20 protein-coding genes are annotated in these 21,283 nt (G+C 70.3%); 10 read left to right on the forward strand and 10 right to left on the reverse strand.

All coding sequences use genetic code 11. From position 1 onward, the window contains the following. Nucleotides 1-18: 18 nt before the first annotated feature. The 3 genes from E1294_RS28225 to E1294_RS28235 form a co-directional block, all read right to left on the reverse strand. The gene (locus E1294_RS28225) at nucleotides 19-342 is read right to left on the reverse strand and encodes a DUF5709 domain-containing protein (protein WP_132513287.1); all 324 of its coding nucleotides are present in this window, start codon (nucleotides 340-342) and stop codon (nucleotides 19-21) included. Nucleotides 343-412: 70 nt separating this feature from the next. Beyond that, entirely contained in the window at nucleotides 413-727 is a 315-nt protein-coding gene (locus tag E1294_RS28230; protein WP_246083334.1) for a MerR family transcriptional regulator, read from the reverse strand. A 55-nt stretch (nucleotides 728-782) separates the two neighbouring features. Next, nucleotides 783-1,214, reverse strand: a complete 432-nt coding sequence (locus E1294_RS28235) for an Hsp20/alpha crystallin family protein (protein WP_132513289.1) — start codon at nucleotides 1,212-1,214, stop codon at nucleotides 783-785. A 129-nt stretch (nucleotides 1,215-1,343) separates the two neighbouring features. On the opposite strand from E1294_RS28235, the gene E1294_RS28240 reads away from it, so the two are divergent. Next, entirely contained in the window at nucleotides 1,344-1,790 is a 447-nt protein-coding gene (locus E1294_RS28240; protein WP_132513291.1) for a hypothetical protein, read from the forward strand. Here the strand turns inward: E1294_RS28240 and E1294_RS28245 are convergent. Continuing rightward, entirely contained in the window at nucleotides 1,712-2,737 is a 1,026-nt protein-coding gene (locus E1294_RS28245; RefSeq protein WP_165977513.1) for an amidohydrolase family protein, read from the reverse strand. The two genes, E1294_RS28240 and E1294_RS28245, sit on opposite strands and share 79 nt — an antisense overlap. Nucleotides 2,738-2,884: 147 nt before the next feature. Here E1294_RS28245 and E1294_RS28250 point away from each other — a divergent pair, with 147 nt between their 5' ends. Together E1294_RS28250 and E1294_RS28255 are read left to right on the forward strand one after the other, a co-directional pair. Further along, nucleotides 2,885-4,990, forward strand: a complete 2,106-nt coding sequence (locus tag E1294_RS28250) for a M6 family metalloprotease domain-containing protein (protein ID WP_246083335.1) — start codon at nucleotides 2,885-2,887, stop codon at nucleotides 4,988-4,990. Between the two features lie 125 nt (nucleotides 4,991-5,115). Beyond that, complete coding sequence (locus tag E1294_RS28255; protein WP_132513295.1) at nucleotides 5,116-7,695, forward strand: ATP-binding protein; 2,580 nt, start codon at nucleotides 5,116-5,118, stop codon at nucleotides 7,693-7,695. On the opposite strand, the gene E1294_RS28260 is transcribed toward E1294_RS28255, so the two are convergent. Then, nucleotides 7,688-8,560: a hypothetical protein gene (locus E1294_RS28260; RefSeq protein WP_132513297.1), complete on the reverse strand. Its 873-nt coding sequence runs from the start codon at nucleotides 8,558-8,560 to the stop codon at nucleotides 7,688-7,690. The genes E1294_RS28255 and E1294_RS28260 overlap by 8 nt on opposite strands. A gap of 176 nt (nucleotides 8,561-8,736) precedes the next feature. On the opposite strand from E1294_RS28260, the gene E1294_RS28265 reads away from it, so the two are divergent. The 3 genes from E1294_RS28265 to E1294_RS28270 all read left to right on the forward strand — a co-directional run bounded on the left by E1294_RS28265 (nucleotide 8,737) and on the right by E1294_RS28270 (nucleotide 10,647). Then, nucleotides 8,737-9,513: an RNA-guided endonuclease InsQ/TnpB family protein gene (locus E1294_RS28265; RefSeq protein ID WP_246083336.1), complete on the forward strand. Its 777-nt coding sequence runs from the start codon at nucleotides 8,737-8,739 to the stop codon at nucleotides 9,511-9,513. 3 nt (nucleotides 9,514-9,516) lie between these two features. Continuing rightward, nucleotides 9,517-9,756, forward strand: a complete 240-nt coding sequence (locus tag E1294_RS56115) for a transposase (RefSeq protein ID WP_246083337.1) — start codon at nucleotides 9,517-9,519, stop codon at nucleotides 9,754-9,756. 108 nt (nucleotides 9,757-9,864) lie between these two features. Further along, on the forward strand, nucleotides 9,865-10,647 hold the full coding sequence (locus E1294_RS28270; RefSeq protein ID WP_342775084.1) for a tyrosine-protein phosphatase: 783 nt from the start codon (nucleotides 9,865-9,867) through the stop codon (nucleotides 10,645-10,647). 48 nt (nucleotides 10,648-10,695) lie between these two features. On the opposite strand, the gene E1294_RS28275 is transcribed toward E1294_RS28270, so the two are convergent. After that, complete coding sequence (locus E1294_RS28275) at nucleotides 10,696-11,736, reverse strand: Gfo/Idh/MocA family oxidoreductase (protein WP_132513301.1); 1,041 nt, start codon at nucleotides 11,734-11,736, stop codon at nucleotides 10,696-10,698. A gap of 28 nt (nucleotides 11,737-11,764) precedes the next feature. After that, nucleotides 11,765-12,664: a proteasome assembly chaperone family protein gene (locus E1294_RS28280; RefSeq protein ID WP_132513303.1), complete on the reverse strand. Its 900-nt coding sequence runs from the start codon at nucleotides 12,662-12,664 to the stop codon at nucleotides 11,765-11,767. 634 nt (nucleotides 12,665-13,298) lie between these two features. Here E1294_RS28280 and E1294_RS28290 point away from each other — a divergent pair. Continuing rightward, nucleotides 13,299-14,219, forward strand: a complete 921-nt coding sequence (locus E1294_RS28290) for a terpene synthase family protein (protein ID WP_132513305.1) — start codon at nucleotides 13,299-13,301, stop codon at nucleotides 14,217-14,219. 9 nt (nucleotides 14,220-14,228) lie between these two features. On the opposite strand, the gene E1294_RS28295 is transcribed toward E1294_RS28290, so the two are convergent. Then, nucleotides 14,229-16,349: an ATP-binding protein gene (locus E1294_RS28295; RefSeq protein ID WP_246083338.1), complete on the reverse strand. Its 2,121-nt coding sequence runs from the start codon at nucleotides 16,347-16,349 to the stop codon at nucleotides 14,229-14,231. A 241-nt stretch (nucleotides 16,350-16,590) separates the two neighbouring features. On the opposite strand from E1294_RS28295, the gene E1294_RS28300 reads away from it, so the two are divergent. The 3 genes from E1294_RS28300 (at nucleotide 16,591) to glpK (ending at nucleotide 19,526) form a co-directional block, all read left to right on the forward strand. Continuing rightward, nucleotides 16,591-17,040: a GNAT family N-acetyltransferase gene (locus E1294_RS28300; protein ID WP_132513307.1), complete on the forward strand. Its 450-nt coding sequence runs from the start codon at nucleotides 16,591-16,593 to the stop codon at nucleotides 17,038-17,040. Nucleotides 17,041-17,173: 133 nt separating this feature from the next. Continuing rightward, nucleotides 17,174-18,007, forward strand: a complete 834-nt coding sequence (locus tag E1294_RS28305) for an MIP/aquaporin family protein (protein ID WP_220447976.1) — start codon at nucleotides 17,174-17,176, stop codon at nucleotides 18,005-18,007. Between the two features lies 1 nt (nucleotide 18,008). After that, nucleotides 18,009-19,526, forward strand: coding sequence for a glycerol kinase GlpK (gene glpK, locus E1294_RS28310; RefSeq protein WP_132513309.1), 1,518 nt, complete (start codon nucleotides 18,009-18,011; stop codon nucleotides 19,524-19,526). Between the two features lie 3 nt (nucleotides 19,527-19,529). Here glpK and E1294_RS28315 read toward each other — a convergent pair whose 3' ends face one another. Continuing rightward, nucleotides 19,530-20,375 (reverse strand): ABC transporter permease, encoded by an 846-nt coding sequence (locus tag E1294_RS28315; RefSeq protein ID WP_132513311.1) that lies wholly within the window; start codon nucleotides 20,373-20,375, stop codon nucleotides 19,530-19,532. Then, nucleotides 20,372-21,283 (reverse strand): ABC transporter ATP-binding protein (locus E1294_RS28320; protein ID WP_246083339.1); only part of this gene is annotated, 912 nt, incomplete at its 5' end. The genes E1294_RS28315 and E1294_RS28320, both read right to left, overlap by 4 nt.

The following is a 21,283-nucleotide window of genomic DNA, read 5'->3' on the forward strand; positions in this document are numbered from 1 at the left end:
GCTCCGGCGCCCCGCGTCTCACGTGAGGTTCTCGTCGGGATCGATGCGTACGGCCCGCTCCTCCGCCGAGAGGTCATCCGTGTCGCCGCTCTGGTCCGCACCGAGTTCCTCGTCGTCCGTGTCGGGTGCGAGTCCCTCGTCAGGCTGGGTCAGCCGGTGCTTGGGCCGGGGCTCGTGGAGCCGGGACGGCGCCTCCCGCCGCAGCCGCTCGTCGAGTGTGTCCCTGTGCTGGGGGTCGTCCTCGGCGACGTCGTGGTGGAGGCCGAGGTCGTCGGTCCACTCTTCGACCTCGATCTCCTGTTCATCGGCGTAGCCGTATCGGTCCGGAGGTTGTTCGGTCATATCGGCCCCCTACCCAGCGAGCGGTCCGGAATCCTCCTTTCCGGACCGGCCGGGAGGGCGGATCACGGGGTCACTGCTGCCGGCCGTTCAGCCGGGCGTGGATCTCGTCGAGCTCCCGGCGCACGTCGGCGAGCTCGTGTTCGAGCTCCAGGATCCGGCGGATGGCGATGAGCGTCATGCCCTCTTCCGTCATGCGGGTGACGTGTCGGACGATCAGGATGTCGCGGCGGGAATAGCGCCGCTGCCCGCCGCTCGAACGGCTCGGGCTGATGACGTCGTGCTGGTCGAGCCGCCGCAGGAAGGCGTGCTGGACCTGGAGCATCTCCGCCACCTGCCCGAGGGAGTAGAGAGGCGCGTGCTCGTCGTCAAGGGGTAGTTCTGGCACCGTGGCCCTCCTCGTGATCCGGGGGCGGGCCGGGGAGCCCGCCCCCGACCGCGCGTCAGGCCTTGATGGCCCTGGTCTCGCCTCGCTGGATCTCCACCTTGCGTGGCTTGGCCCGCTCGAGCACCGGGATGCGGACGGTGAGCACGCCGTTGGCGTAGCCCGCGTCGATCTTCTCGCTGTCGAGGTGCTCGGACAGGTAGACCCGTCGGGTGAAGGCGCCCATCGGGCGCTCGCGGACGAACAGCCGCTCGTCCTCCGCGACCTCCTCCTCGCGGCGGGCGCTCACACTCAGCACTCCGCGGTCGACCGTGACCTCGATGGAGTCGGGGTCGATGCCGGGGAGGTCGAAGCGGAGCAGCACGTCGTCGTCGCGGCGCAGCCCGTCCATGGGCATCACGGCGCCGCCGTTGTCGAAGGTCTGGCGTGCCAGGCGGCTGAACTGCCGCTCGAACTCCTGGACGAACGGGTCAATTGAGGTCAAGAGCATTTTCTAACCTCCTCGCTGCTTCTCCTGGTGGAGCTAACCTCCAACTGCAGTTACAGGTTAGCTCCACCAACGGCTACAGGCAAGCGGAGCGGGCGGATTTTTCCCTGGACGGTCAGGGATTCTCCAGGCGTGGCCGCGGCCACGCCGCCGATCTCCCAGGGTGACCCTGGGCGCCATGGCGCCGCTGAGCCGGCCCGGCAGCGGCCCGCCGAGCTCGCCCGCCCCGGCGCCGACGATGGACAGAGCCGCGACGATCCGGCCGCGCATCGGCCCGGGGCTGCCGAGTTGCACCCGTGCCGAGACGGTGGCGTCGACGGTCACCGCGCCCCCGCGATCGGCGCCATCAGGGCCTCGTACGTCCTGCGCGCCTGCTCGGGCCGCTCGGGATCGGCCCCGGGTCGGGCGCGGGCGCTGCGGGTGCCGGACGGCGCCGACCGGCCGCCGGGGACGGTGCGAAGGCTGCTGAGCCTGGTGGACGCCCAGTCCAGGTGGGCCGGTCAGGCCCCGCGGGTGAGCACGCCGCCGACGACGGTGGCGAGGCAGGGCGGCTGGGAGAGCAGGGCCGCGTACGGGTAACGTCCGCGGGCGTCGAAGACGGCGAAGTCGGCACGGGTGCCGGCGGCCAGCGACCCGATCCTGCCCCTGCCGCGGTCCATGCCCAGCGCTCTGGCGCCGCCCAGCGTGGCGGCCTCGACCAGTCGGCGGTCGAGTTCCCTGGGCCGCGGCCTGAGCTCCCGCGCGTGGCGCCTGATCGCCCCGGCCAGTCCCAGCGGGCCGGTCGGTGGCGCGCCGGCCGGGCCGCGGCTGCCGAAGGCGACGGTGTTGCCCTCCTCCAGCAGGGCCAGCGCGTCCTGCGCCTGGGACGGCTCCGGCGGGCAGAGCGCCACGACGGTCCTGCGCAGCCGCAGCAGCTTACGCTCGCCCGGGTCCAGTGACCTGCCGCTCGCGACGTGGCACAGCGGGCCGAGCACCCCGGCCTCGTCCAGCTCCACCGGGGAGTGGCGGTCCAGGCGGACCAGCAGCCGCAGCCCGAACGTCCTGGCCAGCACGGCCACGTCCTCCAGCACCTGCGGGTCGCGCGCGTGGGCGGCGATCCCCACCACGCAGGGCCTGTCCACCTCGCGGATGGCGGTGATGACGGCGTCCCGGTCGTGTTCCTCCCACTCCTCCTCGCCGGCGCTGATCACCTCGACGTAGGAGATGCGGAGCGCCGAGCAGTCGGTCAGGTCGGAGAGCACGCCGCCCCGCGCGGTCACCCCCGGGGCGTCCGAGGGCACGGCGGAGCACGCGTCGACCAGCCCCGCCACGATCATCCCCGGCCACCGGAGCTCCTCCGCGGAGGGGTACGAAGGGAGCAGCTCCGCTCGCGGGCCGACCGCGAGCACCCGCTCGCCCCTGATCGCCACGGCGCCGTCGCGGATGGGGACGGTGCAGACGGGCACGACGAGCGGGGCGGAATGGAGGACGACGGGCGCGGGCGAGCGTCTGCCCAGAGCCGGACCGGCACGCTTCGCAGACGGCATCAGGACTCCCGTCGAGACTTCCCCTCTAGGCATTAAACGTGAAGGCAGGATATGCCCGCAATCGGGACGAACGGGGCAAATCGCTAGGTCGGCTGATTCCCCCGTCTGATCGTTGATCTCCGGCAATTACCTCTATACCGTCAATCCGTGAACGCCCTGAAGAAGCTGCTGAAGGGTTTACCCGCGGTCATCGTGATGATCCCGGTGAGCCTCATGGCGACCCCTGCTTCCGCAGCGCCCCCCACCGATCCCGAGCATCCCTGGCGGCAGGACCACTGGCCGCAGACGCAGCCCTGGCAGGTCGACGCACCCGGCGACGCCCAGGCCCTGCGCACCCGCCTGCCCGGCGGCCTCAAGCCCATCGACCCGCAGAACTGGACGAATCCCGACCACATGACGTGGGCGGACTACAAGAAGCCGCCCGGCACCAACTGGGCCGACCCCTCCGTCAAGGGGTCGAAGCGCACCTTCAAGGGCGCGCTCGTGCTGCTCGACTATCCCAACCAGCCGTTCGTGGCGACCCAGCCCAAGGGCTCGACGATCTTCGGGAACCCGAGCGCCGAGGCCCACGACATCCCCCGTGACCAGGTGGCGACGTTCTACCAGGACTTCCTCAACACCCCGAACAAGCTCAACAAGGGACACACCATCCATGAGTACTGGATGGAGGACTCGGGCGGCAGGTACGGCGTGGAGCTGACCGGGTTCGGCCCCTACACGATGTCGGGCAAGGACCACGAGTACGCCATGGAGTTCCAGGGCGGCACCGGGTGTCCCGCGGGCGACTCGTGCGACAAGAACCTGCGCACCGAGGGCAACGCCGCCTGGATCGCCGACGTCGGGCAGGAGACGGCCGAGCAGTTCGACTTCGTCTTCTACCTCAGCGCCGGCCAGGACGAGTCGTCCGCCTGGCAGGAGTTCGGGATGATGAAATTCCCGACAAAGGAGGACGTGCCCGACGAGTGGGGCCCGCCGGACACCGCGCTGCCCAACTGGGTCGACACCCGCTACGTCGACTGGACCTCGTGGCAGGCCGGCTCCACCTTCTGGCCCAACGCCCGCTTCGGCATCGACTCGGTGCAGGCCGAGAGCTCCGGCATGGCCGTCTACGCCCACGAGCTGAGCCACATCATGGGCATCGGCGACAACTACAACAACCCGTACGCCGTGCCGCCGCGCAGGGCGTACACGGGCGTGTGGGAGATGCTCAGCCGCGGCAGCTTCAACGGGCCCGGCGGCCCGCACTCGCGCTGGCTGATCCCGCCCACCGCCGGCGCGTCCATGGGCGCCCAGCACATGCTCCGCAACAAGATCAAGCTGGAGATGATCGACGAGCGGAACGTGCTGCGCCTGTCACGCGAGGCGCTCGACGAATCAGGCCTGGTCACCGTCGAGATCCTGGCCCGCGCGGTCCAGCCGGGCAAGAAGGAGCTGTCGGGCGTCAACGTCTCCTTCGACACCGGCGACAAGAGCCCGGCCTGTGACCCGCGGACCGACCCGCTCTGCGACGGCGGCGGCTACGAGAACTACACGGTCGAGGTCGTGGACCGCATGGGCTCCGACTCGTTCACCCCCGACTCCGGCGTTCTGCTGGCCAAGACCAAGAACGAGGACCGGGCGCCGTTCGAGTGGGTGATCGACGCCAACCCGCAGGACATCGGCATGACCGACTACGTCATGCCCGACGGGACCAAGGTGCCCATCACGATCGGCGACTACCGCCAGCTCTCCGACGCCCTCTTCCACGCCGGCACCGACTCCGGCAGCGAGTACGAGTACGTCGACGAGGCCAACCGCCTGCACTTCTACGTCACCGACCTCAAGCGCGGCCGCGACGGCACCCTGTCGTACACGGTCGCGATCCGCTCGCTCGACGGCCCGGGGCCGCAGCGGCGCGGCGTCAAGGTGCTGCCCGCGGCCGGCGTCCCCACCGGCAAGAACCTGTCCACCTGCAAGTTTCCGCTGTTCAACACCGGCAGGGCCGCCCCGGCGCAGGGGCAGCACCCCGAGGACGTCAGCGCCTACCTGAACGCCGACGTCTACCGGCTCAAGGCCGAGGTGCAGGGCAAGGGCTGGACCGTCCAGCTGCCGAACGCCCTGGCCTCCGTCGGGTTCGGCAAGCACGAGCTCGTCACCGTGAACGCCGTGCGCGAGTCCGGCGGCGCCCGGCTGGCCAAGGTCAAGCTCACCGCCTCGTCGGAGAGCGATCCCGGCAAGACGGTGACGGCCACCTGTCACGTGATCGGCCTTTAGATGAACGATGGGGTACGGCTGGCGCAGACCGTACCCCATCGGCTTGAATCTCCCGCGAGGCACACCTCGCGTGGGCCCCGAACAGAACAGAGTGGCACGGGGAGCTTCCCCGCGAAGGGGGTTCGTTGACAGGGGACCGCCTGCCCGGCAAGCCGCGCCGCCGACGGGGAGGGCTGCGCTGGGCCGCGCCCGCCTCGGCGGGGCTGGCGGCCGCCGCGGCGAGCGTGCTGGCCGCGTCCCTGGAGTGGGAGATCCCGCCGGCCGCAAAGATCGGCGTGACCCTCGCCGCGGCCGTCCTCGTCGGGCTGACCACCTGGGTCACCATGACGACCCGGCCCAAGCGTCCCGAGCTCGCCGAGGCCGCCTCACGGGCCCCCGACCAGTGGCCGCCCGCGCCCGAGCACTTCACCGGCCGCGCGGAGGCGCTCGCGGAGCTGCGCGAGGTGTTCGCGGCCCGCCGCAAGTCCTCCGACCTCGCGCCGCCGCTCGTGGTCTCCGTGTACGGCAGGGGCGGCGTCGGCAAGTCGGCGCTGACGACCAGGTTCGGGCAGGAGGTGGCCGGCTGGTTCCGCGACGGCAGGCTCTACGCCGACCTGCGTGGCGGCGTAGACGCCCCCGTGCGGCCCGAGGAGGTGCTGATCGGGTTCCTGCGCGCGCTGGGCGTGCGCCTGGCCACCGACCCCGGCGGGCTCGACGACTTACGCAAGCTCTGGCTGACCTGGACCAAGGGCCGCAGGATCCTCATCGGGCTCGACAACGCCCACGACGCCGCGCAGGTCGAGCCGCTCATCCCGGCCGAGCCCGGCTGTGCGGTCCTGGTGACCTCGCGCGCCCCGCTGTTCCTCAACAGCACCCACGACACCAGGCTCGGCGTGTTCAGCGAGGCGCACGGCGTGGAGCTGCTGGCCCGGCTGGCCGGCGGCGCCAGGGTCGTCGACGACCTCGACTCCGCCAGGGAGGTCGTCCGCATGTGCGACTACCTCCCGCTGGCGATCAACATCTGCGGCGGCCGGCTCGCCACCCGCGAGCAGTGGACGATGCGCGAGATGGCAGGCCGGCTGGCCGACACGCGCCGCCGCCTCGACCAGCTGGAGCTGGCCCCCACGGTCGACAGGAGCGTGCGCGCCTCCGTGCAGCTCAGCTACGACGACTGCACCGGGATGCAGCGCCGCCTGCTGCGCCTGCTCAGCTCGCTGCCCGCGCCCGACGTGCCCGGCTGGGTGGCGGGCGAGCTGCTCGACATCTCCGGCCTCGACGGCGCCGACCAGCTCGAAGCCCTCATCGACGCCCAGCTCGCCGAGTGCTCGGGCACCGACCAGACCGGCGCCATGCGCTACCGGCTGCACGACCTGGTCAGGGTGTTCGCCGCTGAGCTGGCCGGCCACGACGAGGAGGAACGGCGGACGTCGGCGGTCGAGCGCGTCCTGTACGGCTACCGCCGCCGCGCCGAGGAGGCCGCCCAGAACCGCTGGCCACAGGACTGGAGCAGGGGCGGGCGCCGCTCCAGCGCCGACGGCCAGCTCACGGCCGGCGACTGGCTCAACGCCGAGCGCCTCTCCCTGATCGCCATGGTCCACCTGGCAGAGCAGCTCCGCCTGTGGGAGCTGACGTTGGGCCTGGCCAGGGCGTTCTGCTCGTTGTGCCACTCGCTGCGCGCCTACTGGTCCGACTGGGCGGCCGTCGCCGGGATCGGCTGCCAGGCCGCCGAGCAGGCCGGCGACCGCCGTTCCCTGGGCATCGCGCTGCTCGACAGCGCCGCCGTCCACGGCGGCATGGGCCTGCGCGACCGGGCGCTGAAGGCGGCGGAACGGGCGCTGGAGATCTTCACCGAGCTGGGCGAGTCGTGGTGGGCCGCCAGGGCCATGCGCACGATCGGGATGACGCTGTTCAGCGAGGGCCACCTCGACCGGGCACAGGACTACCTGATCGGGGCCATAACCGCGTTCAAGGGCGAGGACGACCTGTGGTGGATGGCCCGCACCCAGCGCAACCTGGCCGAGATGCGCATGGCCGAGCGGCGCCCCGAGGAGGCCAGGGACCTCCTGGAGGGCGCACTGGAGATCTTCAAGCGCGAGGGCAACCGCTACTCCGAGGCCCAGACCCTGCGCGTCTACGGTGAGGTGCTGGCGGCGCAGGCCCGCGGCGAGCACCGGGCGGGCGACCACCGGCTCGCCGCGAACCTGTTCACCAGGGCGGGCTTCAGCCTCGACCGCGCCTCCGAGATGTTCAAGCAGCGTGGTGAGCTGTGGGAGGAGGCCCGCTGCCTGCGGGCCGCCGGCGAGGTCGGCGACCCGGACAACGGCCTGCGCGAGCTCGACTACGTGCGGCGGGCCGAGGGGATCCTGGTCGCGCTGGGCGATTCGTGGGGGGTGGCCCGCAACGCCGTGTCAGCCGGCCGGGCGCTGGCCAGGCTGGGCAGGATCGAGGAGTCGGAGCAGGAGCTGCGGCGGGCGGTCCGCGAGTTCGAGGAGCTGGACGACCGGTGGTGGATGGCGATGAGCCTGCGCTACCTCGGCGAGGCGCACCTAGAGGCGGGCGGCCCCGCGGCGGCCGCGGCGCCGTTGCGGCAGGCCAGGGACATCTACCGCAGCCTCGGCAACGAGGCGGGCATGCGCAGGACCCTGGAGCTCCTCAGGCGCGCCACCCCTGACGCGCGCGCCCCGCCGTCGCTCGAAGCCGCACCGCCCCAGGCCCGGCTCAGGTGAGCGGGCTCCTGATCAGCTCGCCGGCCGCCTGCCTCGCCTGCAGGATGCTCTCCTCGAACATCTTGCGCACGTGCGCCGCATGGTCGGTCAGCTCCCTGATGCGCTCGTGCGCCATCTCGTCGCGCACGGTGTCGGCGATCAGCGCCTGGTATTCGTGGGTCCTGGCGGACAGGGCCTCCAGCCGCCGATGGGCGGAGTAGGCCTTGTCGGCCTTGCGCACCTGCTTGGCGTACTTCTCCAGGTGGCGTACGCGCCGTGACAGCGACGTCCACGCGGCGTCGAGCGCCTTGGTGTAGGGCTTGAACGCGTCCTCCATGCCGGGCGGCAGCTCGCGGGGGATGATCCTGCCCTGCTCGGCGTGCATGGACGACAGCCGCCGCAGCCGGTGCGCGATCTGCCAGACCTCCTCCGGCAGCGACACCTGGTTGTCGACCGTGTCGATCAGGCCCGCCGCGTGGACCCGGGAGCCGAGGACGGACTCGGCGGCGTGTTGTGCCCTGCGCAGCAACATCTGGCACGGGTGGTCGAGGTCCTCCGGCAGAACGTAATGGTCGGCGTGGATCTGGGCGGTGCGGAGCTTCCGCCTGGCCGATCTGGTGGAGGTGTCCTGCGCCATCCAGCGGAACAACACGATCATTCCCACGCCGGAGCCCGCCAAGAACAACAACGGTGATCTGGTCAGCAGGGCGAGCACCAGCAGGAGGCCGGGCAGCAGGAAGATCAGGGCGGGATGGCTCGTGGTGTCCAGCTGCCTGCCGGATCGAGCCATCCGGAGAAGGTGCGGGCTCGACCGCAGCTCGCTGGAGATCGCCGCGGGCAGCGTTGGATCGATCACCAGCCGTGGAGGCAGAGCTCGTGGATCCATCAGATCCTCCCGAGGGAACCGTCGCCTTGAGGCGACGGGGGAATCGGGAGCGGGAGGGCCGCCAAGGCCCGAGCGTGCCCTGGCGTGTCAGGTGTGCGCATCGCAGTTTTCCTTCCACGTTGTGTCGGTGCCGACCGATACCGTGGCGTTGTCGTAACCGAGCGTGGGAGGTGGGCGTGCGCAGGTCGTTGAAGTTCCTGCTGCGCCCCACCGCTAAGCAGGCCGTCGCGCTCGCGGCGTGTCTGGACGACCACCGGCAGTTGTACAACGCCGCGCTGGAGCACCGCCGCACCGCCTACCGCAAGGCGGGGGTGACGGTCCGGTACGGCGATCAGTCGGGCGAGTTGAAGCACATCCGTGCTGATGACCCGGACGGTCAGGCGCGTTGGTCGTTCTCCTCCCAGCAGGCCACCCTGCGTCTTCAGGGGGTCGGGCATGTCCGTGTGCACCAGCACCAGCACCGGCGCGTGCGCGGCAAGGTGAAGACGACCCGTGTGAAGCGGGAAGGCTCGCGCTGGTACGTCGTCCTGTCGTGCGATGACGTGCCCGCCGAGCCGCTGCCCGCCACGGGTGTGGTGGTAGGCGTGGACATGGGGGTGGCGTCGCTGGTCACCACGTCCGATGGCGTGCAGGTGGCCAACCCGCGCCACCTGGCCGTGACCACCGCCGATCGCCTGGCTGCCGCGCAGCGGGAGCCGGCCCGCAGGACGCGGGGGTCCAGGCGGCGCAGGGCTGTGGCCGGCGTCGCGGCCCTGCATGGCAAGGTCGGCCACCAGCGGTTGGACAGCGCGCACAAGGCGGCGCTCGCGCTGGTCCGCGGCTACGACGTGATCGTGCACGAGGAACTGCGGATCGCGGCCATGACCCGCTCGGCCTCGGGCACGATCGCCCAGCCTGGCCGCAACGTCGCGCAGAAGTCCGGATCGAACCGGAGCATCCTGGACGCGGGTTGAGGGGTGTTCCTGACGGTCCTCGCGCACCAGGCTGAAAGCGCCGGTCGAGAGGTGATCGCGGTGAACCCTGCCGGCACCTCCCGCACGTGCGCCCGATGCGGTCACAGCGCGCGGGAGAACCGCGTCACCCAAGCCGGGTTCGCCTGTACGGCGTGCGGCCACACCGCGCCCGCCGACGTCAACGCGGCGATCAACATCCTCAGGGCAGGGCTTGCCCTTCGTCAGGCTGCGGAAGCGGCTTAGCGAGAAGCCGCTCCCTCCAGGGAGCGGAGGAGTCACATGTTCATGCTGCGTTATGAACGGCGATTCTGCTCATCATGACGGACATATAAGGTCGCAATAATGGACGAGATGACGAGGTGGATAGACCTGGAAGGCGCGGTCAACGCGCGTGACCTGGGCGGACTGCCCACCCGTGACGGCGGGCGCACCCGTCGCGGGCGAATCTTCCGTGCCGACAACCTACAGGGCCTCACGCCCGGTGACGTGACGCTGCTCGTGGGCGAGCTGGGCCTGCGGCACGTGGTCGATCTCCGTTCGAACGCGGAGGTGTCGCTGGAGGGTCCCGGGCCGCTGACGCGGGTGCCCGAGGTGCGGCATCACCATCTGACCCTGTTCGCCGAGGGAGGCCGGCACACCGACGTCGAGGCCGACGCCATCGACGGGGAGCGGGTGTTGCCGTGGGCGGAGCGAGGGCTGGACGAGGAACTGCGGGTGACCGGCTTCTACTTCGGCTACCTGCGCGACCGGCCGGACGCCGTGGTCGACGCCCTGCGCGCGATGGCGCTCGACGACGGCGCGTCGCTGGTGCACTGCGCGGCGGGCAAGGACCGCACCGGCGTGTTGTCGGCGCTCGCCCTGGAGGTGGCGGGGGCGACCAGGGAGGCGATCGTCGAGGACTACGTGGCCACGGGGGAGCGGCTGGAGCTCATACTCAAGCGGCTGCGGGGCAGCGACACCTACCGCGGCGACCTGGACTCGCGCCCCGCCGACGACCACATGCCGCGGGCCAGGTACATCGAGCAGTTCCTCGGCGTGCTCGACGACCGTTTCGGCGGGCCTCTCGAGTGGCTGGCCGGGCACGGCTGGACCGGCGCCGACACCGAGGCCATGCGCTCTCGCCTGCGCGACTGACGGTGCCCGCCGCCGTCGGCTCAGGCGGACGACGATCCCCTGCACCCGTCAGCTCAGGCGGACGACGATCCCCTGCGCCGCCGACAGGCGGGCCGCCTCGATGACGGCCAGGGTGTCGACCGCGCTCTCCGGGTCGACGGGCGGCGCCGCGCCCTCGCGCAGCGCCGCCTCCACACCTCGGTAGAAGTCGAGATAGGCGCCCGGCTCGGTCAGCACGGTGCGGTGGTCGTGCTCGGTGCCGAGCTGCCCCCAGCGTGACTCCTCGTCGTCCCCGAAGCCGGGCGTGCCGGGCGCGGCGCCGGCCCGCAGCCGCTCCTCCTGGACGTCCATCCCGTATTTGACGAAGGCGCCCGCCGACCCGAGCACCCGGAACCGGGGCCCGGACCTGGCGGCCATCGAGCTCATCCAGAGATGCGAGCGGGCCCCTCCGGCATGCGCCAGCGCCACGAACGTGTCGTCGTCGGCGGCCACCCCGGCGCGCCTGACGTCGCTCTCGCAGTAGACCTGCGTGGCCGGGCCGAGCAGCTGCAGGGCCTGGTCGACGAGGTGGCTGCCCAGGTCGTAGAGGAGGCCGCCTACCTCGTCGGGCCCGCCGGCCTCCCGCCAGCCGCCCTTGGGCTCCGGCCGCCACCGCTCGAACCTCGACTCGAACCGCAGCACCTCGCCCAGCCGCCCCTCGCCGGCCAGCCGGCGCACGGTGCGGTAGTCGCCGTCCCAGCGGCGGTTGTGGAACACGGTCAGCATGAGGCCGCGCTCCTTGGCCAGGCGCACCAGCTCGCGCCCCTCCTCGGCGGTCCTGGCCAGCGGCTTGTCGACGACGACGGGCAGGCCGTGGGCGAGCGCGGCTGTGGCCGTGGACACGTGGGTCCTGTTGGGAGAGGCGACCACCACCAGGTCGCACCGCTCCCACAACGCGTCCACGTCGCCCACGCCGGTCGCGCCGTATTTCGCGGCCACCTCCGCCTGCCGGTCGGGGGTTCGCGTGACGACGGCCGCCAGTGCCAGGCCGGGAGTGGCGTGGATCAGCGGGGCGTGAAAAAAGGCCCCGGCGGGGCCGTAGCCGACCAGTCCGACCCGGATGTCGCTCATCACCCCAGGGTATCGCCGCGGGCGCGGGTCACTCGTCGTCGCGCTCGGCCAGGAAACGCTCGAACTGGGCGGCGAGCTCGTCACCCGTGGGCATGGGCGTCGTCTCGGCCATGAGGTTCTCCCGCTCGGTGCCCTCCGCGAACGCGTCGTACTGCTGCTCCAGCCCCTTGATGGCGGTGGACAGCTCGGCCGAGGCCTGGATCTGCTCCTCGATCTCGGTGTTCGTACGGCGGGCCGCCTCGCGCAGCGACTCCGTCGGGAACACCAGCCCTGTCCCCCTCGTCACGGCCTCCAGCGCGGTGACGGCGGCGGTCGGATATTCGGCCTGCGCGAGATAGTGCGGCACGTGCACCGCGTAGCCCAGCGCGTCGTTGCCCTGCGCGCCCAGGCGTAGCTCCAGCAGCGCCGCGACACTGCCGGGCACCTGGACGCGCCCGAACGCGCTCGTCTGCGCGTTGATCAGCTCGGGCCGGCTGGCATGCATCGTGATGCCCAGCGGGCGCGTGTGCGGAACCGCCATCGGGATCCCGTGCATGGTCACCAGCTTGCTCACCTTCAGCCGCGCCACCAGGTCGCTCACCGCCTTGGTGAAGAGCTCCCACTCCCTGTCGGGCTCGGGCCCGCTCATCACCAGGAACTGCGTCCCCGTCGAGTCCTTCGCCGCATGAACGGCCAGCTCGGGGTTCTCGCACTCGACCCAGCGGTCGGTGTCGAAGGTCATGATGGGCCGCCGCGACCGGTAGTCGAGCAGACGGTCGACGTCGAACGTCGCCACGACCCGGTGCTCCAGCTCGGCCAGCAGGTGGCCCAGCGCGAGACGTCCGGCACCGCCAGCGTCGACGAAACCGTCGAAGTGGTACAGCAACACCGGATCGGGCAGCTCGGACGCGTCATCTGCGAGCTCGTAGAGATCCTTCGGGTCGAACACGGTTGGACAGCCTTTCCCTAGGTACTCTCTCCAGAACCTACGGCGGGACAGAACGATTCCGTGCACGGCACCCTATCGAGGCGGAATCGCATGTATGGACGGGGACCCGGAGGTCCAGGCTTCGCCACGAAGGTGTTCGACCTGGCCAGAGTGGGCAACACGGAGACCCTGCGCGCGAGGCTGGGGTGCCGCTCGCCCCGACCAACGGCAAGGGTGACACTTTGCTGATGCCGGCGGCTTATTACGGTCACGCCGAGACCGTCACGGTGCTCGTTACAAGAGGCGCCGATCCCGGCCGCGCCAATGATCGCGGCCGGCCGGCGCTCGCGGGAACGGTGTTCACGAAGGAACCGACCGTGGTCAGAGGGCTCCTCGACGCGGGCGCCGACCCGCGCGCTGGTCGGCCCTCGACTCTGGACCCAGCGCGAATGTTCGCGAATTGCTAGTGTCGTCGCTGGTTTAGGCAAAGCAATACGTAGCATGAAAAATGCAGAAAAGGGCCCATGGTTACCAAGTGTGGTCTTTTTAGTAGTCCATCGTCATGCTGGATGACGTGGATACTTCTGCGCATTGCTTCAGCAGGCGACCCCTCCACATCCCTCCGCTGCCATGTCCGTTCCCCAGTGAGATCAACGTGCATGTCGCGGAGGTCGGCTTGGAGAGCCACGCATGGCTGGTCGCCTCCAACATGCTCCCCAGCGCCGAGAACACCGAGCACTTCAGACGCTCCGAACTCGGCCTCCTTCCCGCGCGGACCAACCCCACGGTGCCGCGTGAGAGTCTCCGGTTAATCACCGACTGGTACTTCTGGCTCTGGGCCTTCGACGACGGGTTCTGCGAGAGTGAGCTCACGGGGCATCGGGCCGCAGCCGTCGCCCGCGCGCTGCCGTCGCTCCTGGAGAGCCTTGACGAGGACCGTACCCCGGAGCCCGGCGAACCGTTCGGCCTCGCCCTCAGAGAACTTCTGGACCGAATCTCCGCCATGGCCACCCCCGAACAGGTGGAACGGTGGCGGAGCGCGGTGAAGGAATATCTGTTCGCCCAGATCTGGGAGGCTGCGAACCGCGAAGTCGATCTGATCCCGGCCCCCGCGGATTACCTCCTGATGCGCCGCACCACCGGCGCCACGTACACCTGCTTCGCGCTCATCGACATCGGTGGCGGCTATCGGATCGAGACCGAGGACTGGTACCACCCCGACGTACGCGCGCTCTCGGATTTGGCGTGCGACCTCGTCGGGTGGGACAACGACCTGCTGTCCTATGCCAAGGAACACCGCGCCGACAAGGCTCGGCACAACCTCGTGACCGTGCTGGCCGCCCACAAGTCCCTCTTTCTGCAGGACGCGCTGCTGGAGGTTGCCCGGATGCACAGCGAGGCCATCGCGGCGTTCGTCGACCGGCGTGCGGCGCTGGAGGGATGGGCTCCGCCGCCAGTGCTCGACTACGTGCGCGGCCTCGAACACTGGGTCCGTGGCCACATCGAGTTCTCGTTCGGCAGCGCACGGTTCGTGAACGCCTGGCCAGACGACACCCGCTGGCCGCAGGCCGTCTGAGCCGCGGTGTCAGCCTTCCTCGAGGGCGGTCAACTCGCCCAGCGCCATTGCTGATGCCTCATCCAGGTCGAGCCGGGCGCCCTCTTCGAAGGCGTTCTTGTAGGCGAGCTCACCCATACGGCGTGAGCACTCTCTGACGCACGCGTTATGGTCAGCGGACAGGAACGGTGCGCCCAACTGCGGCAGTCCGGCCGACTTCCAGTTTTGCTGCAGCGCACCAAGCAGGTGTGCGGCCAGCGGCAACCGGTCGAGGGCCACGAAGATCCGCGCCGATGACTCCAGGGCCAGCAGAGTGCCGAGCGTGTCGTGGAAGTGCAGCTTGATGCGCAGCCCTTCCCTGACGTTGTGCAGGGACTCCTGAGGGCGGTTGCTCGCGAGTCTGGCGCCCGCCAGCGCCCACTGCGCATGGGAACTCACCCAGAGCTCGCCGCGTTCCTTGCAGACCTGCAGGCAGTCCTGCAGTAGGGACTCGGCCTCGTAGAACTCGCCCTGCGCGGTCAGGACGATGGACAACTCGACGATGGCGGGCAACAGGCCCGGGTTGAGCTCTTTGTTATCGGTGTTGAACTCGATCGCCACGCCCAGGAGCGCGCTGGCTTTCGGCATGTCGCCCTGGAGCATCGCCGCCGTGCCCTGCATCTTGGAGGCCAGGATCACCGCCCGGGAGTCACCCACCTGGATGGCCTCGGTGCTGCACGTCTCCGCGGCCGCCTGCCCGCCGACGCTGTCGCCCTGGGAATTGCGCACGTACGAGAGCACCCAGAGCGCCTTGCACCGTTCCTTGCTCGGGTTGGGGTTGGTCTCGAGTGCCCGCTCCAGATAGAGGCGCCCTTCGCGGGCGAACCCGCAGCAGACCCACATGAACCACAACGACGAGAGCAGGACCAGCGCCAGCGGCTCCTTGCCCGGGGTCTTGAGCGCGTATTCCAGCGCCACCCTGACGTTGTCGTGCTCCTGGCGCATGCGGACGAACCAGTAGATCTGCCGTGGCCCCGACCAGGCGTCCTCGCCGCGCTGGGCCAGGCTCAGGTAATAGTCCAGATGTCGTCGCCGAAGTTGCTCGGCCTGGCCGAGCTTCTCAAGCCATTCCTCGCCGTATTCGGCCAGGGTGTCGATCAGTTTGTAGCGGACGCCGGCGTGGTTGCTCCTGATCAGCAGGATCGACTTCTCCACCAGCCCGGTGACCAGGTCCGTGATGTCCTCCGACGGCAGCCGCCCGTCGGAGCAGACGAACCGGGCCGCGTCGAGCTCGAAGTCGCCGGCGAAGACCGACAGCCGCGCCCACAGCAGGCGCTCGGCCGGCTCGCACAGCTCGTGGCTCCAGCCGATGGCCGCCCGCAGCGTCTGGTGGCGGGGCAGGGCCGTGCGGCTCGCCCCGGCCAGCAGGCTGAAGCGGTCGGTCAGCAGGCCGAGGATCTGCTCCACAGAAAGGGCGCGCAGCCGCACCGCGGCCAGCTCGATGGCCAGCGGGATGCCGTCGAGCCGCCGGCAGAGCTCGGCCACGGCCTCGATGTTGTCCTCATCGAGCTGGAAGTCGGGCACGCTGGCCCCGGCCCTGACCGCGAACAGCTGCATCGACTCGTTGGTGAACAGGCTCTCGGCAGGGTCGTCGCCGGGCACCTGCAGCGGCGGCACGGGCACCACGTGCTCGTACGGCAGGTGCAGCGACTGCCGGCTGGTGGCCAGCACCTTCAGGTTGGGCGCGGCCTCCAGCAGCTCGTGCACCAGCTCGGCGCACCCCTGCACCAGATGCTCGCACGTGTCGATGATGAGCAGCATGTCGCGCTCGCCCACCCACTCCGACAACGACTCGGACTCCGCCCGCGAGGACTGGTCGGCGATGCCGAGGGCGGAGGAGATCGTGTGCTTGACCATGCCCGCGTCCTGCAGCCTGGCCAGGTCGGCGAACCACACGCCGTCGGGATAGTGGGCGCGCACCTGATGCGCCAGCCGCAGCACCGTGCGCGACTTGCCGACACCGCCGATGCCCGTGACGGTCACCAGGCGCGACTCGGCGAGGTGCCGCTTGAGGTTGGCGAGCAAGCGCGTACGGCCGACGAAGCTGGTGAGCTCCGCCGGCAGATTGCCTTCTCGCCGCCAGCCTGTCGGGGTGACCATGGGCAGCCTCACGGGGGGTAGGCGACACCTGCCATCGCATCGTACCGCCGTGCCTGCCGCCTGTCTTGGAGCCCGTGGACACGCTGGGTAGGGGTTTGTACGCCTAGGTAGCATGTTGGGCGTGAAAGATTTCCTACCTGAGCAGACGGCGGACGACACGGACGAGGGCTGGGGCGAGTGGCGCTCCGACGACCCTGACGCGTTCTATCTCGACAACAAGCCGCCGCACTGGGGCTAGCCTCCGAAACAGCACATGACAGGACACACGCTGCGCGCCGCCACCCCCGGCGACTACGACGCCATCGCGGCCGTCGTCGATGACTGGTGGGGGCGGCCGATCCTGCCCTCGCTGCCCAGGTTGTTCCTCGACCATTTCCACCGGACGAGCCTGATCGCCGAGGGCCCCGAGGGCATGGCGGGGTTCGTGATCGGCTTCGTCTCGCCGTCGCAGCCCGGCGAGGCGTACATCCACTTCGTCGGCGTCGCGCCCGGCGCCAGGGAGAGCGGGGTCGCCCGCTCGATGTACGAACGGTTCTTCGGCATCGCCCGCGACCACGGCCGGCACGTCGTCAGGGCCATCACCGCGCCGGTCAACGAGCGTTCCATCGCCTTCCACCGTCGCATGGGCTTCGAGGCCGGCGACCCCGTCCCCGGCTACAACGGGCCGGGTACGAGCCTGGTCACCTTCGTACGCACGCTCTGACCTGAGACCGCGCCCGCCGCGCGTCCGTCCAGGCCATTCCCTGTGCCTTGCTTAACGTTATGTGTCATATACGGACCGTATGCATCGCCTGATTACGGGAATGGCACACAACGGGGTACACGAAAGGAAGGGGATGACCGTGGCCGGGCGTCTCGACCGCAGAGGGCTGGCCGGCGAACTGTTCTCCGAGTTCGCCGGGACAGCGGTGCTCATTCTGTTCGGCTGCGGCGTGGTCGCCTCGGTCGTCGCCGCGGAGGTCGGCGACCACGACAGCATCGCCTGGGCCTGGGGGCTCGGGGTGGCGCTCGGCGTCTACACCGCGGCCAGGATTTCGGGCGGGCACATCAACCCGGCGGTCACGCTGGCGTTCGCCGCCTTCCAGGGTTTCCCCTGGTGGAAGGTCCTGCCGTACGCCCTCGCGCAGACTGCGGGGGCCTTCGTCGCCGCCCTGCTGGTCCGCTGGAACTTCACCGAGATCCTGGCGATGGCGGATCCCGGGCACACGGTCAAGACCCAGATCGTCTTCTCGACCCTGCCGGGCAACGGCACCCTGCCGGTGGGCTTGTGGGGCGGGTTCCGCGACCAGATCATCGGCACCGCCATCCTGCTCTTCCTCGTCTTCGCGCTGATCGACACCAGGAACATGGCGCCCAACGCCAACATGGGGCCCTTCGTCATCGGCCTGATCGTCGTCGCGATCGGCATGGCGTTCGGCACCAACGCCGGATACGCGATCAACCCCGCGCGGGACTTCGGGCCGCGCCTGGCGAGCTTCCTCACCGGCTACCACGACGCGTGGCGAGATCAGTACGGCGGCCTGTACTTCTGGGTGCCCATCGCCGGTCCCCTGATCGGCGGCCTCGTCGGCGCGGGCCTCTACCAGGCGCTCATCTCCAGGTTCCTGCCGCGGCCCGAAGATCGTGACATCGTCAGACCAGCGGACCCTGACAAACGTGAAGGAGAATGACATGCCCGATTTCGTCGGGGCGGTAGACCAGGGCACGACGAGCACCCGCTTCATGATCTTCGATCACGACGGTGGTGAGGTCGCCAAGTTCCAGCTCGAACACGAGCAGATCCTGCCCAGGGCGGGCTGGGTCGAGCACAACCCCATCGAGATCAGGACGCGGACCGCGGCCGTCATCCAGAGCACCCTCCAGCGCGCCGGACTGCAGCCCAGCGACCTGGCGGCGCTGGGCATCACGAACCAGCGCGAGACCACGGTCGTGTGGAACCGGCGTACCGGGCGTCCCTACTACAACGCGATCGTCTGGCAGGACACGCGCACCGACAAGATCGCCGCCGCGCTGGAGCGCGACCGCCGCGGCCAGGTCATCCGCGACCGGACGGGGCTGCACCCGGACGCCTACTTCTCCGGTGGCAAGATCCAGTGGATCCTGGAGAACGTGGACGGCGTCCGCGAGGCGGTCGACCAGGGCGAAGCCGTCTTCGGCACCACCGACACCTGGACGTTGTGGAACCTGACCGGGGGCGTCGACGGCGGCGTGCACGCCACCGACGTGACCAACGCCAGCCGTACGATGCTCATGGACCTGGACACCCTCGACTGGGACGACGAGCTCCTGTCCTTCTTCGGCATCCCGCGCCAGATGCTGCCGGAGATCCGGCCGTCGTCCGATCCCGCCGCCTACGGCGTCACGGCCCCGTTCGGACCGGCCGCGGGGGAGGTGCCGATCACCGGGATCCTGGGCGACCAGCAGGCCGCCACCGTCGGGCAGGTCTGCTTCTTGCCGGGCGAGGCCAAGAACACCTACGGCACCGGCAACTTCCTGCTGCTCAACACCGGCACCGAACGGGTGCGCTCGCAGAGCGGGCTGCTCACCACGGTCGCGTACAAGTTCGGCGACCAGCCCGCCGTGTTCGCGCTCGAAGGCTCGATCGCCGTGACGGGCTCGGCGGTGCAGTGGCTGCGCGACCAGCTGCACATCATCACCTCCGCGCCGCAGAGCGAGACCCTGGCCAGGCAGGTGGAGGACTCGGGAGGCATGTACTTCGTGCCGGCCTTCTCCGGCCTGTTCGCCCCCTACTGGCGGGCCGACGCCCGCGGCGCCATCGTCGGCATGTCGCGCTTCAACAACGACGCCCACCTCGCCCGCGCCGCGCTGGAGGCCATCTGCTACCAGAGCAGGGACGTGGTGGAGGCCATGCAGCAGGACTCCGGCGTGGTCCTCGACGTGCTGCGGGTCGACGGCGGCGTCACGGCCAACGACCTGTGCATGCAGCTCCAGTCGGACATCCTCGGCGTGCCGGTCAGCCGGCCGGTCGTCGCCGAGACCACCGCACTCGGCGCGGCCTACGCCGCGGGGCTCGCGGTGGGCTTCTGGCAGGACGTCGACGAGCTGCGCGCCCACTGGGCGGAGGACCGCCGCTGGGAGCCCGGCTGGAGCGAGGAGGAGCGCGAGAAGGGGTACGCGGGCTGGAAGAAGGCCGTGACCAAGGCGTTCGACTGGGCGGAGACCGGCTGACGCCTAGCTGACGACGTCCTTGCGGCGGAACCGGCGGAAGGCCACCGCGAGGAGGATCGCCGCGTACGTGATCGACACCGAGGCGCCCTTGATCATGCCGCTCCATTCGAGTTCGGGCGCGAGCGCGTCGAGCCAGGCGTTGTTCCAGAACGTCGGCAGGAACTCGCGGAGCACGCCCAGCGCCTCGACGGCCTGGAGGATGGTGCAGACGATCCACAGGCCGACCGCCCCGCCGACCGCCCCCAGCGGCGAGTCGGTCATGGTGGAGACGAGGAAGGCCAGGGCGGCCACGACGAGCTGGCTGACCAGGGCGTAAGCGATCACGATGCCGAAGCGCGGCAGCACGTCGAAGGCCGGGATGGTCTCGCCCGTGCCGGGAATCTGGATGTCGTTCCAGCCGAACGCCAGCGTGCCCGCCAGCAGCGCCATCACGGGCAGGCAGATCACGGCCGCCGCCGAGTAACCCAGCGCCACGATCAGCTTCTGCCGCAGCAGCCGGTCGCGGGGCACCGGCGCGGCCAGCAGATAGCGCAGAGAGGACCAGTTGGCCTCGCTGGCCACTGTGTCGCCGCAGAACAGCGCCACCGCGACCACCAGCAGGAAGCTGGCCGACACGGACAGCGCGAAGGCGGCGAAGTTGAGGCCGCTCTCCGTCGCCAGGTCGGAGATGCGCAGCGACTGGTCCCGGTCGGTGCCCTGCGGCCCGAACTGGAACGCGATCACGAGGATCCACGGCAGCGCCAGCAGCAGCCCGAACATCACGATCGTGCGGCGCCGCTTGAACTGCCTGACGATCTCCACCCGCAGCGGCAGCGTACGGCGGGGCGCGTAGCCCGGCGCGGCGGTCATGCGTTGTCTCCGATGAGGTCGAGGAACACGTCTTCCAGGCGCGTGCCATGCCCGTTGCCGGCACGGGCCGACCGGGGAGCCGAGCTGAGCAGCAGCGACACCGGGCCGGCGGAGACCAGCTTGCCGCGGTGCATGACCACGACGTGGCTGCAGGTCTGCTCGACCTCGGCCAGCAGGTGGCTGGAGACGATCACGGTACGGCCGTCGCGCGCGTAGCGCTTGAGCACTTCGCGCATCTCCCGGATCTGGGGCGGGTCGAGCCCGTTCGTGGGCTCGTCGAGCACGAGCAGGTCGGGGAGTCCGAGCATGGCCTGGGCGATGGCGAGCCGCTGGCGCATGCCCTGGGAGTAGGTGCGTACGGCCCGTTCGAGGGCTTTGCCGAGGCCGGCGATCTCCAGCGCCTCGTCGAAGTGGGCGTCGGCGACGGGCCGTCCGGTGGCGGCCCAGTAGAGCTCGATGTTGTCCTGCCCTGACAGGTGCGGCAGGAAGCCCGGCCCCTCGACGAACGACCCGAGCCTGGACAGCACGGGAGCGCCCGGCGTCACCCGTTCGCCGAAGATGCGGATCTCGCCGCCGTCGGGCTGGATGAGCCCCATCATCATCCGCATCGTGGTCGTCTTGCCGGCGCCGTTCGGCCCGAGCAGGCCCAGCACCTGGCCCTGCTCGACGCGGAACGACAGGTTGTCGACGGCGAGCTCGCCGTTCCTGTAGGCCTTGGCCAGCCCGCTGATCTCCAGCGGCACGGCCGGATCCGGTGCGGGCGTCTCGGCCGCCGTTCCGTTGACGGTGAGCACGGGGGTGCGGCCGTTGGCGACGGGCACCGGCTCGCCGTCCGCGGGATCGCCGGCGGGTTCGGAGCCGGTGATGGGACCGGGGACGCCGGCGGGCTCGGGTAGGGCGGCGGGTTC

Origin of the sequence: Nonomuraea diastatica, assembly GCF_004349015.1 — a bacterium.
Lineage (GTDB): Bacteria > Actinomycetota > Actinomycetes > Streptosporangiales > Streptosporangiaceae > Nonomuraea > Nonomuraea diastatica.